The organism is Streptomyces sp. NPDC041970 (genome assembly GCF_055588985.1).
The window spans coordinates 85,000-96,787 of sequence record NZ_JBVJCD010000019.1 but is presented as its reverse complement, the minus strand read 5'-3'; the positions used below and the strand labels follow the sequence as shown (position 1 = coordinate 96,787).

12 protein-coding genes and 1 pseudogene are annotated in these 11,788 nt (G+C 73.1%); 6 read left to right on the top strand and 7 right to left on the bottom strand.

The annotated features are described in order from the left end of the window. Positions 1–98: 98 nt before the first annotated feature. Positions 99–1,241 carry an FAD-dependent monooxygenase gene (locus tag ACZ6EJ_RS12875; protein ID WP_469266793.1) on the bottom strand — a complete coding sequence of 381 codons (1,143 nt, stop codon included), beginning with the start codon at positions 1,239–1,241 and terminating at the stop codon, positions 99–101. A gap of 169 nt (positions 1,242–1,410) precedes the next feature. On the opposite strand from ACZ6EJ_RS12875, the gene ACZ6EJ_RS12870 reads away from it, so the two are divergent. Then, positions 1,411–1,746 (top strand): ArsR/SmtB family transcription factor, encoded by a 336-nt coding sequence (locus ACZ6EJ_RS12870; RefSeq protein WP_469266791.1) that lies wholly within the window; start codon positions 1,411–1,413, stop codon positions 1,744–1,746. Positions 1,747–1,950: 204 nt separating this feature from the next. Here ACZ6EJ_RS12870 and ACZ6EJ_RS12865 read toward each other — a convergent pair. Then, positions 1,951–2,142 (bottom strand): annotated as a pseudogene (locus tag ACZ6EJ_RS12865) (helix-turn-helix domain-containing protein); the annotation flags it as partial. 165 nt (positions 2,143–2,307) lie between these two features. Next, positions 2,308–3,216 carry an aldo/keto reductase gene (locus ACZ6EJ_RS12860; RefSeq protein WP_469266789.1) on the bottom strand — a complete coding sequence of 303 codons (909 nt, stop codon included), beginning with the start codon at positions 3,214–3,216 and terminating at the stop codon, positions 2,308–2,310. 73 nt (positions 3,217–3,289) lie between these two features. On the opposite strand from ACZ6EJ_RS12860, the gene ACZ6EJ_RS12855 reads away from it, so the two are divergent. Both ACZ6EJ_RS12855 and ACZ6EJ_RS12850 read left to right on the top strand, forming a co-directional pair. After that, positions 3,290–4,282 carry an ArsR/SmtB family transcription factor gene (locus ACZ6EJ_RS12855; protein WP_469266803.1) on the top strand — a complete coding sequence of 331 codons (993 nt, stop codon included), beginning with the start codon at positions 3,290–3,292 and terminating at the stop codon, positions 4,280–4,282. A gap of 509 nt (positions 4,283–4,791) precedes the next feature. Then, the gene (locus tag ACZ6EJ_RS12850) at positions 4,792–5,925 is read left to right on the top strand and encodes a PQQ-dependent sugar dehydrogenase (RefSeq protein WP_469266787.1); all 1,134 of its coding nucleotides are present in this window, start codon (positions 4,792–4,794) and stop codon (positions 5,923–5,925) included. A gap of 6 nt (positions 5,926–5,931) precedes the next feature. On the opposite strand, the gene ACZ6EJ_RS12845 is transcribed toward ACZ6EJ_RS12850, so the two are convergent. Further along, entirely contained in the window at positions 5,932–6,678 is a 747-nt protein-coding gene (locus ACZ6EJ_RS12845; protein ID WP_469266785.1) for a TioE family transcriptional regulator, read from the bottom strand. 88 nt (positions 6,679–6,766) lie between these two features. Between ACZ6EJ_RS12845 and ACZ6EJ_RS12840 the strand changes: the two genes are divergently transcribed. The 3 genes from ACZ6EJ_RS12840 to ACZ6EJ_RS12830 all read left to right on the top strand — a co-directional run bounded on the left by ACZ6EJ_RS12840 (position 6,767) and on the right by ACZ6EJ_RS12830 (position 10,168). Further along, positions 6,767–7,969 carry an erythromycin esterase family protein gene (locus ACZ6EJ_RS12840; RefSeq protein WP_469266783.1) on the top strand — a complete coding sequence of 401 codons (1,203 nt, stop codon included), beginning with the start codon at positions 6,767–6,769 and terminating at the stop codon, positions 7,967–7,969. Positions 7,970–8,032: 63 nt separating this feature from the next. Continuing rightward, on the top strand, positions 8,033–8,923 hold the full coding sequence (locus ACZ6EJ_RS12835; protein ID WP_469266781.1) for an LLM class F420-dependent oxidoreductase: 891 nt from the start codon (positions 8,033–8,035) through the stop codon (positions 8,921–8,923). A gap of 159 nt (positions 8,924–9,082) precedes the next feature. Then, entirely contained in the window at positions 9,083–10,168 is a 1,086-nt protein-coding gene (locus ACZ6EJ_RS12830; RefSeq protein ID WP_469266779.1) for a Rieske 2Fe-2S domain-containing protein, read from the top strand. A 280-nt stretch (positions 10,169–10,448) separates the two neighbouring features. Here the strand turns inward: ACZ6EJ_RS12830 and ACZ6EJ_RS12825 are convergent, their stop codons facing one another. The 3 genes from ACZ6EJ_RS12825 to ACZ6EJ_RS12815 all read right to left on the bottom strand — a co-directional run bounded on the left by ACZ6EJ_RS12825 (position 10,449) and on the right by ACZ6EJ_RS12815 (position 11,524). Further along, the gene (locus tag ACZ6EJ_RS12825; protein ID WP_373465217.1) at positions 10,449–10,526 is read right to left on the bottom strand and encodes a 50S ribosomal protein bL37; all 78 of its coding nucleotides are present in this window, start codon (positions 10,524–10,526) and stop codon (positions 10,449–10,451) included. Positions 10,527–10,659: 133 nt separating this feature from the next. Then, positions 10,660–11,046, bottom strand: coding sequence for a VOC family protein (locus ACZ6EJ_RS12820; protein WP_469266777.1), 387 nt, complete (start codon positions 11,044–11,046; stop codon positions 10,660–10,662). Positions 11,047–11,095: 49 nt separating this feature from the next. Continuing rightward, complete coding sequence (locus ACZ6EJ_RS12815) at positions 11,096–11,524, bottom strand: DUF4190 domain-containing protein (RefSeq protein ID WP_469266775.1); 429 nt, start codon at positions 11,522–11,524, stop codon at positions 11,096–11,098. Between the last annotated feature and the right edge of the window lie 264 nt (positions 11,525–11,788).

Sequence of the window (11,788 nt, the reverse complement as noted above, 5' to 3'; positions counted from 1 at the left end):
GGCAAACAACACACCCCCACCACCCCCCCCCCCCCCCCCCCCCCCCCCCCCACTCCCCCCCCCCCCCCCCCCCCCCCCCCCCCCCCCCCGGACCCGGTCTACCGGTTCGCGGCTTTGCGAGAGGCGCTCTGGTTCGTGCGACCGACCGCGCGGCCCACCGCGTTGCGCACCGCGAGGCCCGGCCGGGTGCGGGGCACCATGAGCCTGGAGAGCAGACCGACGCGTCGCTGCCGCGGGCCTACCTCACGGCGGAGCCGCGACTCGTAGGCGGCGAAGGCGCGGGCGTGATCGCCGGGATGGGCGGCGAGCTCTTCCGCGAGGGCGTATGCGCCCGCCATCGCCATGCTGGACCCGTCACCCAGCAGGGCGGTCGCCGCCGCCGCGTCCCCGAGCAGTACGACCCGTCCGCGGGACCACGAGGGCACCCGGACGGTGGTCAGGGGGTCGAAGAACGGAGCCGGGTGGTCGAGGAACGCCGCCACGAGTTCCGGTGCCCGCCACCGTACGTCGGCGTAGGCGTCGGCCACGATCTGCTTGTGCAGGGCGATGTTCTTGCGGTCGTGGGGCGCCGGCTGTGCGGCCCGGAAGGTGAAGATCGCGAGCGGAGTGGTCCGCGAGGGGTGGAGGACCAGCATCCGGTTCGGCACAGTCAACATCGTCATCTCGCTCGGGTCCTCGATGGCGTCGGGTTCCAGCGGCACGGTCGCGCCGTACAGGCCCAGGTCGCTCGCGAACTGCCGCTCGGGTCCGAACACCAGGCGCCGTACGGTGGAGTGCATCCCGTCGGCACCGACTACCAAGTCGAAGCGCCGTGGCGCGGACCGCCGGAAGGTGACGTCGACCCCATCGCCGTCCTGGTCGAGAGCGGTGACCGTGTCGTCGAACAAGAACTCGGCCTCGGTCTGCGCCGACCGGTGGAGCACTTCGGACAGGTCGGCTCGGGTCACCTCGACTGTCGGCGCCCCGTCCGAGGCGAGCGGGAGTTGCAGGATGCGCCTGCCGCCGGGGTCGAGCAGGGACAGCGACCGATTGCGCGTGGCGAGTCCGCGGAGCTGCGGGAGGATGCCCATGCGGTCGGCGACCGGGATGGCGGGCCCCTTCACGACGATCGCGCTACCACCGGAGCGCAGCTGCCGGGCATGTTCGACGACCGTCGGCCGGTAGCCATTCCGGGAGAGCCAGTAGGCGAGTGCGGGCCCTGCGATTCCGGCACCGACTATCAGTACCTCGGGCTTCTTCATGACGATGACCTCTCGGAGTGTCGATGACCGGGTCCCCGGCGAGTGCCCGGCCGGGTCGCAGGGAGCGGCGGCACGGAACAGCGCGACCAGGCCAGGTACGAAAGATTTCGTACCTCAGTGGAGCACGATCCTCAGGTACGATGCAAGTCGTACTTGAAGGAGGTGCCGCGTGGCCGGTAAGAACCTGGTCGGCCCGGAGGCCGATGCACTCGATCTGGGTGCGGTGTTTCGCGCCCTCGCCGACGAGCACCGTCGCTCGGTGATGACGCAGTTGGCCGCCGACCGCAGCGACGGCGAGTGGGGCTGCAACTCGTTCGATCTTCCGATCTCGAAGCAGACCCAGACCCACCACTTCCGGGTCCTGCGGGAGGCAGGTCTCATCAACGAGATCGACTACGGCAACCGCAAGGGCATCCGACTGCGACGCGCGGACATCGAGAGGAGATACCCCGGACTGCTCACCCTCCTGGGAGCGGAGCCTCCGGGCGGTACCCCCCCTCGCTAGGTGGTCGGCTCTCGAAGTCCTTCGGAGGTTGATCAGGCCGCCAAGGAGACGGAGGACCAGGACTGGGACTGCCAGGGCTTGAGCGCGTCCTGGCGAAGCCGGCGGCGCACGGTGGACGCCGAAACGGTGTCGGCGATCCCGCGCGCGGTCAGCTCGGCGGCCAGTTCCGGGCACGGCCAGCGCGCCGGTCTCGGCTGGGAGCTGGCAGGCCAGTGCTTTGGCCTCGGCGACCTGGACGGGGGTGAAGCGGGCCGGGCGCCCGCTGCGCCTGCGGTCGGCCAGGGCCGGCGAGCCGCCGTCGGCGTACCGGCCCCGCCAGGTGCGCACGGTGTCCACGTGCACACCCACCTCGACAGCGATCCGCGCGTTCGACCTGTCCCGAGTCGCCAGGAGCACGATCCGTGACCGGATCCCGGCCTGGTGCGGAGTCTTGTGACCGTGGGCCGCCTTCTTCAGCCGTTGCCGCTCCGCGGCCGTCAGGGCTATGGAGCGGGCGGCAGGAACAGGCAGGGCAGACAGGCCGATCAGCAGAAGCGGATCACAGCGCCATGGGGGCCCTGCTCATGCCGTCTCGTGGTGGAGGGGGTCCAAGGCGGTGAGTTCTTCCACCGACAGGCGCAGGGAGCCGACGGCGACGTTCTGGGCGAGGTGGTCGAGGTCGCCGGTACCGGGGATGGCCAGGACGTGGGGGCCCTGGTGCAGTGTCCACGCCAGCCGGATCTGGGCTGCGCTCACGCCGTGGGCGCGGGCGATGGCGTGCACCTCCGGGCTGTGGTCGGTGGTCGCACCGGCGGTGCGTCCGGCGCCGGCGATCGAGTAGAACGGCACGAACGCGATGCCCTGCTCACCGCAGATGCCCATGAACTCCTTCTGCTCGGGCGATGCGCCGATGCCGTACATGTTCTGGACGCAGACCACCGGTGCGATGGTCTGAGCCTCGGCGAGGTGGTGGGGGTGGATGTTGGACAGGCCCAGGTGCCGGACGAGTCCGGCCTCGCGCAGTTCGGCAAGCGCGCCGAAGCGTTCGGCGATGGAGTCGGTGCCGACGATGCGCAGGTTCACCACGTCGAGGTGGTCGCGGCCGAGCTGGCGCAGGTTCTCCTCGACCTGGCCGCGGAGTTGCCCGGGGGTGGCGTGCGGAAGCCATTGGCCTGAGGGGGCGCGGCCCGGTCCCACCTTGGTGGTGATGACGAGGTCGTCCGGGTAGGGGGCCAGTGCCTGGTTGATCAGCTCGTTGGCACAGCGCAGCGACGAGAAGTAGAACGCGGCGGTGTCGATGTGGTTCACGCCGAGTTCGACCGCGCGGCGCAGCACACTGATCGCCTGGTCGCGGTCGCGTGGGACGGCATCGGCCGCGAATGCCTCGCCGTGCTGCGTCAGGCGCATCGCGCCGAAACCGATCCGGTTGACCGTCAGGTCGCCGAGCTTCCAGGTGCCCGATGCGGCCGCGGTGATCGTTTGTGAGGTCATGGCGGGATGATCTACGCACGGTAGGCTGGCCCGCCATTGATTCATACATGCCTGAATCCATCGCGGAGCGTTCATCGTGGCAGAGCTGGCGTTCTCGACGAGCGATCTGGCGCAGGTGCGGTTCGCCGTCTCACCGATGTGGGAGGTCGCACCCAGCTTCCGACTGCTGACGTCCGCCGCCGCGCATCCGGTCCACGGACCCTGGGCCGACCAGGTACGCCCGCGTATGGAGGCCGCCGGGCTGGACCGGGGCTGGCTCCGCGAGCTGGTCCCGCCCGCCGGCGGCTACGTCCCCGACTTCCTCAACCCGGCCCCCGCCGGACCGGCCCCCACCCCGGCGGCAGAGCGGGACGCGATCCGGGCCTCGCCCGCCGACCGGGTACGCCAGGACCTCGACCACCTCGCCCGCCACAGGGGGAACCTCGGCCCCCGGCTGCGAGCCCTGCACAACGACCCGCAGGGCCTCCTGGCCAAGGTCGCAGAAGAGCTCGAAACGTACTGGGAGCTGGTACTCGCCCCCTACTGGGCACGAATCCGGGCAGTCCTGGACGCAGACGTCCTCTACCGGGCCCGTCTGGCCGCCGAGCACGGCGCCGGCCACCTCCTCAACGACCTGCACACGTCCGTGAGCTGGGACGACGACGCGCTCCGGATGTCCCGCCGAAAGCAGCCGCTGACCCGCACGACGGCAGGCGCGGGACTGCTGCTGATCCCCTCCGCCTTCACCGGACCAGGATTGCGCACCCGAACGACGCCGCCGGACCCGCCCCAACTCGCCTATCCGGCGCGCGGTGTCGGCTCACTGTGGACGAAGCGCCCCGTCACCCAGACCGGCGCCCTCTCCGCCGTACTCGGCCGCTCGCGGACCCTGCTGCTCACCGAGTTGGAGATCCCGGCCTCCACTACACAGCTGGCCCACCGCACCGGACTCTCCCCCGCAGGGGTATCCCAATACCTCACCGCGCTCCGCAACGCGGGCCTGGTCAGCGCCCACCGCGCCGGCCGCTCCGTCCTCTACGCCCGCACCGCCGCAGCCGAAACCCTTCTCCAAGCCGCCTCCGCCTGACCTCACGTCAACCCCCGAAGGATTCACGGAGCCAACCGCCAAGCACAGGCGAGCACAAGTGTCCGCCCTGTGGTCCCCCGGCTCCGGGATCACGTGCTGTATCCCTCTTCGCGCAGACAGCGCCTGTCACGGCGAGAGTCGTGAGCCTTGTCACCGCTGATGTGACCGGGCCGGATGCGGGTCTGTTCGGGCGTGTTCCGAAAGTAGCGCCGTCCGCCCGGAGGGCGGGCTCGGCGGCGTCTGGTGCGTGCGATCGCAAGGCGGAGGGCCGCCCCGACACCGGATGTATCGGGGCGGTCCCGACAGCACGGCGGGCGTGCGTGCCAGGCGTCGCCGAGCAGGCGGGACTGCCGAAACACGCCCTAGGCCGTGCTCCCCGGCCGCCCTATCCTCGTCGGTGACCAGTGATACGCCGCTCCCCCCACCAGGTCGCGTGCCGGGCTCGGGCGTTCCGATCCGCTCCGTCCGAGCAGCCGGGCGACCTCCTTCGCCGCCTCCAGGAGGCCACGGTGAACGTTCGCACCAGAAGTTCGGCCCTCATCGGCGCCCTCTGCCTCGTCGCGTCCCTGGCTTCGGCCACGGCGTCGGCGGGCGAGCCCGCCGCACCGCGCCCCGTGCGGGTCGCCCTCACCGAGGTGGCCACGGCCCAGAGCCCGACCGCCGGGGCCGCCGGACCCGGCGGCACGGTCTGGATTGCCGAACGCGCGGGCACCGTACGGGTCCTGACCGACCGGGGGCTCGGCCGGCCCGTCCTCGACATCTCCGACGACACCACGACCGACGGTGAGCGCGGCTTGCTGGGCATCGCGTTCGACCGGAGGTTCGCGCACCTCTACCTCTCGTACACCGACACCGAGGGCGCCAGCACCGTCGACGAGTTCGCCGTGCGCAAGGGCAGGATCCGGCCGGAGACCCGGCGCACCGTCTTCACCCAGGAGCAGCCCTACGCCAACCACAACGGCGGGGACGTCAAGTTCGGCCCGGACGGCTACCTCTACATCGCCCTGGGCGACGGCGGTGCGGGCGGCGACCCGCACGGGCACGGGCAGAACCTGGACAGCCTGCTCGGCAAGCTCCTGCGGATCGACCCGGCGGGCGGCCGCCCGTACGCGATCCCGTCCGACAACCCGTTCGTCGGCGACCCGGACGCCAGGGACGAGATCTGGGCGTACGGGCTCCGCAACCCGTGGCGGTTCTCCTTCGACGCGGCGACGGGGGACCTCCTGATCGGAGACGTCGGCCAGAGCGCCTGGGAGGAGATCGACTGGGCCCCGGCCGGCAGCGCGGGCGGCGAGAACTACGGATGGTCCGCGATGGAGGGCGACCACCCCTTCCGCGGCGGCGTCGAGCCCGTGAACCACGTGCCGCCGGTCCACGCGTACGACCGCAGCGGCCTGGGCTGCTCGGTCACCGGCGGCTTCGTCTACCGGGGCGAGGCGCTGCGGGCCCTGCGGGGGCGCTACGTGTTCAGCGACTACTGCGACGGCGCCTTGCGCACGCTGCGGATCACGGACGGGAAGGTGACCGGCGAGGGCGACCTCGGGGTCAGCGGCGGCGAGGTCGTCTCGTTCGTGGAGGACGGCGACCGCGAGCTGTACGTCCTCAGCAGCGACGGCTCCGTCTCCCGCCTCGACCCGGCGTGAGCCGCGTCATCCGCTCCCCCCGTCCCGCCCACCGGGCTGCGGGCCTCCCTCCCGCAGGTACGCCTCCAACTCGGCGGCCCCCGACAGCATCGCGCGCGCCCGTGCGGACAGCCGGCCGTGCCAGTCGCGCAGCGCGGCCTCCAGCGGGTCCACCCCGCCGGCCGCGCGCACCTGGGCGATCAGCGGGGCGATCCGCCCCAGCGGGTAGCCGCCCCGCCTGAGTTGGCGGACGAGCCGGGCGTCCCGCACCGCGGCCCCGTCGTACACCCGGTACCCGGTCCGGGGGTCGCGGCGCGGGGACACCAGACCGGCGCGCTCCCAGGTGCGGAGCGTGGCGGGTCTGATGCCGAGCCGGCCCGCGAGCGGTCCGATGAACGTGCCGGCGGGACCGGGCTCGCGGTCGGGCGCTCCGCCCGGCTCCAGGGCGCGCAGCGCGCTCTCGACCGCCCGGAGGGTCTGCCGGTCCTCCAGGAGTCGGGCGTGGCTCTCGTCGATGCGGCGGAGCGCCTCGTCCGTCTCCCCGTCGTTCACCGCCCGCATGATCGAGGTGGCGGCGGCGTGGCCGTGGCCGGGGACCAGGGCGAGGAACGCCCGCAGGGCCTGCGCGTGGCGGGGGGTGTAGGTCCGGTAGCCGGTGGGCGTGCGCCCGGCGGGTGGCAGGACGCCCGCCGCCTCGTAGTTCCTGACTGCCTGCGTCGACAGGCCGTGGTCGCGCGCCAGATCGATCGGCCGGAGCCGTCTGTGTTCACGCATCTGTTCCCCTGTTTGAGGCTTTTCCTCGAATTCCCCGCAGGGTTCCGCCAGAAGGTTCCACCGTGTGTTCAACGATACCGTTCAAGGCATGACTACGGACCTCCAGAACGCCGCCCATGCCGTGGACGCCGCGGCCGTCATGACGCTGTTCCCGGCCCGGCCCCGGCTGCTCGGCCTCGGCGAGCCCACCCATGGTGTGGAGGCGCCCCTGCGACTGCGCAACGACCTCTTCCGGCAGCTCGTCGAGGAAGAGGGCTACCGGACGATCGCGCTCGAGAGCGACTGCCTGAAGGGGCTGGTGGTCGACGCCCACGTCACCACCGGCGCGGGCACGCTCGACGACGTCATGGAGCGCGGATTCAGCCACGGGTGGGGCGCGTCGGCGGCCAACCGCCGGCTCGTGGCCTGGATGCGCGCGTTCAACGAGGGGCGGCCCGCCGCCGAGCGCGTGCGCTTCGCCGGCATCGACGGCCCGCTGGAGATGGCCGCCGCGGCGAGTCCCCGCGCAGCGCTCACCGCGCTGCACGGCTACCTCGCCGCGCATGTGGACCCGGACCTGCTGCCCTGCACCGCCGCGTCCCTGGACCGCCTGCTGGGCGCCGACGAGCGGTGGACCGATCCCGCCGCGATGCGGGACCCCGCCCGGTCCACGGGGCGTTCGGCGCGGGCCGGGGAGTTGCGCCTGATCGCCGACGACCTGGTGGCGGTCCTCGAGGCGTGGACCCCGCATCTGCTCGCGGCGACCTCGCGGGAGGAGTGGGACCGGGCGCGCCTGTACGGCCGCACCGGAGCGGGTCTGCTGCGCTACCACTCCGCGATGGCCGACACGTCCGCGAGCCGCTGGGCGCGCCTGACGGGGCTGCGGGACCTGATGATGGCCGAGAACCTGCTGGCCGTCGTCGAACGGGGTCCGGCGGTGGTCCACGCCCACAACGGCCATCTCCAGCGCCGGCGGAGCACCATGCGGATGGGCGGCCGCCCGGTGGAGTGGTGGAGCGCCGGGTCGCTGGTCGAGGCCCGCCTGGGCGAAGGGTACGGCTTCCTCGCCACCGCCTTCGGCACCCTGCGCTCCCACGGGGTCGGCGCTCCCCCGCCGGACACCGTGGAGGGACTTCTGTACGCGCTCCCCGGCGACCGGTGCCTCGTCGACCCCGCCCGCTGGGCCCCCGCCCTCGGCGTCCCGCGTCCCGTCCCGCGCGTGTCGCCCTACTTCGGCTACGCCCCGCTGGACCCGTCGCACCTGGGCGGGATCGACGGGATCGTGTTCATGAAGGACGTGCACGACGGATGAGTCCACCGGGGTGAATCCTCACGCGTCCGGGAATAGCGGGCACGGCGCGGTGTTGATCACGCCATGACTTCTGTGACGCACGAGGCATTCGGACGCATCGGTATCTGGAGCAGCGCCCTGCACGGGTCGCGGGTGGACGAGGCGGGCAGAGGGGCGATCGCGGAGGCGGTCGCCGAACTCGAGGAGCTGGGGTACGGGACGCTGTGGATCGGGGGGAGCCCGTCGCCGGACGACGCGGCGGCCATCGTCTCCGCCACCCGGACGGTCACGGTGGCGACCGGCATCCTCAACATCTGGGAGCACACCGCCGAGGAGGCGGCGGAGCGCGTCGCGGCGGTCGACGCGACCGCTCGCGGGCGGTTCGTCCTCGGTCTGGGCGTCAGCCACGGCCCGTTGGTGCCGCAGTACGCCAAGCCGTACAGCGCGATGACGGCCTACCTCGACGGACTCGACGCCGCCGCCGCGCCCGTGGGGCCCGACCGCCGGGTCCTGGCGGCGCTCGGGCCGAGGATGCTGAGGCTCGCGGCGGACCGGGCCCTGGGGGCGCACCCCTATCTCGTGACCACCGAGCACACGGCGGAGGCCCGCGAGGCGCTCGGCGCCGGCCCGCTGCTCGCCCCCGAACTGACGGTGGTGCTCGACACCGATATCGACCGGGCCCGCGCCACCGCGCGGAACATGCTGGGGATGTACCTCCAACTGCCCAACTACACCGCCAACCTGCTGCGGCTGGGGTTCTCGGAGGAGGACTTCGCGTACGGCGGGAGCGTCCGGCTGCTCGACGCCCTCTTCGCGCTGGGCGACGCCGAGCGGGTGAGGGCCCGGACGCAGGCGTACCTCGACGCCGGGGCGGACCACGTCGCGCTCCAGGTGCTCACGGCGGGCGAGGGGGGCTCCGGCCTCCCGCGGGCCGCGTGGCGCGAGCTGGCCGACACGTTCGGCGACCGGCTCTGACCTGGGCGGTCCCCCTCCGCGCCCGGCCGCGCCGGTCGCCTCGCCCCTCCGTCAACGTACCGCCCGCTTCTCCCCGTTCGGCTGGTGCGCGGCGTGCCGGGTGGATCGCCCGGCGTCCTGGGCAGCCTCCCGGCGAGCGATCGTGGAGGGGGAAGTCTCGTGGGAGTCTCACGCCGGTACGGGCGCGCCATCACCGAGGGGCCGACGCCGGCCGACGCGGCGGGAGCGCCCGCCCTGCCGTATCCGAGCGGCTGGTCGGCGCTGGCCTTCTCCCATGAGCTGCGGCCGGGTGACGTGCTCACCCGGCCGCTGGCCGGGAGCGACGTCGTGCTGTACCGCCTCGGCAGCGGGGCGCTGCGCGCCGTCCGCCCGTACTGCCCGCACCTCGGCGCCCACCTCGGTCTCGGGAAGGTCGAGGGCGAGGACCTGACGTGCCCCTTCCACTTCTTCGCGTTCGGCCCGGACGGTGCGTGCGTGCGCACGGGTTACGGCACGCCGCCGCCGCGGTCCGCGCTGACGCACCTGCCCGTCCACGAGGTCAACGGGGCCGTCTTCGTCTGGCGCCACCATGACGGCCGGGCTCCCGACTGGTGGATCCCGCGGTGGCACCAGATCGGGCGCCGGCCCGCCCGCACGGCGGCCTGGGAGCTGGCGGGCAACGTGCAGGAGGTGATCGAGAACTCGGTCGACCTCGGGCACTTCGCCACCCTCCACGGCTGGACGAGGGCGGAGATCGGCGGGCCGGTGGAGTACGAGGACGCCAGGTTCCACGTCTCCATGCGCGCCCACGAGAGCGCTCCGCTCCTGGGGGACTTCACCGTCGACGTGGAGGTGGACGGATACGGGCTCGGCTGTCTGCACGCCGATGTGCACACGCCGCTCCTGGGCCTGCGGATGTGCACCATGGTGATGCCCACGGCCATCGGGCCCAACCGGATGCAGTTCCGGCAGTTGAACCGCATCGCGTTCGACGCGTCCGACCGGTTGCCGCCCCCGCTCGCACGGGCCGTCAGCCGTGTCGCGGCCCGGCTCCTGGAGGGGCCCGTCTTCCGGTCCAGTTGCGCGTTCACCGCCGCCGACTTCCCGATCTGGCATCACAAGGAGTACCGGCAGCCGCCCCGGCTCGCTTCGGGCGACGGGCCGATCGGGCCGTTCCGGCGGTGGGCCGAGCGGTTCTACCCCCCGGCGCCCGAGCCGATCACCGCACCTCGGTCCCCGGCTGCCGAGGAAGGGAGCGCCGTCTGACGCGGCCTCCTCCCCTCCGGGGGGGGCGGAGCCCGTCCGGAGGCCCCGGACGGTTCCCGAGCGGGTACGGAATCCGCGGCCCCGCTTGCGGTGTAAAGGGCCCGGCGGCGGGCATGAGGAAGAGGACCCGAGTTCCCGAGGGCTTACCCCCGGCCCACGGAAAACGTCCGGCCCCACCCGGCCTCCCCCGCCCGGTGGGGCCGCGGCGCGTCCGGGGGCGGACAGCGCTCCGCCCGGAGCCGGCGTGCCGCTGTGCCGTACTCCGGGCGGGGGCGCTGCCTCAGCTCTGCGGCCGCTTGCCGTGGTTCGCGGCGTTCTTGCGGCGGGCCTTCTTCTTACGACGTCGCTTCGATGACATCGAACCCTCCTTCTCTACGGTGCCTCGCGGCCGGTGCTCCGGGCGGTGCGGCCCGGCGATCATCGGGCCGCATACCCACGCATACCGTGACAAACACCTGGTGCGGGCCCAAACGGGTGATGGCGGGCGGGGCTCAGGGCCGGTAGCGCAGGGGGTGGTCGTCCGGGACCTGGACCACCGCGATCCGCACCCCGTCCGGGTCGGCGATCCACATCTCGATCAGCCCCCAGGGTTCCCGCACCGGCGGCCGCAGGATGCTCACGCCCTTGGCCCGCAGCTCCTCGTGGGCCGCTTCCGCGTCGTCGACCTGGAGCCAGATCCGCAGGGCGGGCGAGGGCGCGCTCTCCGCCCGCCCGGAGACCTCCAGGAACCCGCCGCCGAGGAAGTAGACCGTGCCGCGCTCGGGGCCCGTGCCGAACTCGCGGTGGACGGAGAGGCCGAGGGCCCCGCCGTAGAAGGCGCGTGAACGCTCGGGATCGGTGGGGCTCAGCAGGATCCGGCTGCCCAGTACGTGCACCATCCCCCGAGCGTACGCCGGTCGCCGCGCGCGTACCCGGTGCCGGACCCGGTCAGTTGGCCAGCTCGTCGACGAAGTCCTCGGCGCACCGGTCCTCCGCCGTCCGGCCTCCGGCCCGGTTCATGCAGTCCTCGAACTCCTCGAACGCGCCGGAGTCGAGCACGGAGACCGCGACGGCGAGGACGATCGCGGAACCGATGAGCCCGAGCGCCCCCAGGACCACGCCGGCTATGGCCATCCCCCGGCGCGGGGCCCGTCCCCGGCGGGTGCGCAGCGCGGCGACGATACCGAAGACGACGGCGAGCAGGCCGAGAAGGAGTCCGCCCGCCACCGTCCAGAAGAACAGGCACGCCAGGAGGCCCATGACGAGGGCGGTGATCGCGAAGCCGTTCGATCCGGCGGGCGCCGGGCCGCCGTGGACGTCGCGGTCGGCGGCGGGCTCGTCCGCGTACGGGGAATTCGGGTACGAAGGGAGGGACATGGGGTGCGCACTCCTGTTCTCCTGGCCTTCCCTGCCCCTGCCCCGGCGCCGTTCCTTCATGCGCGGGTGCGGTCCCGCCCGGCCGCCGGCCGTCGTCCGGCGGGGCGGCACCCGCGTCCCGTACGCGAGGAAGGTGCGGGCCCCGGCGACGGGGGGGGGGGGGGGGGGGGGGGGGGGGGGGGGTGGGGTGGGGGGGGGGGGGGGGGGGGGTAGAGAGTATGAGGGTGTGCTATTCGCCAACGTCGCTAAACCCTGAGACTAGAC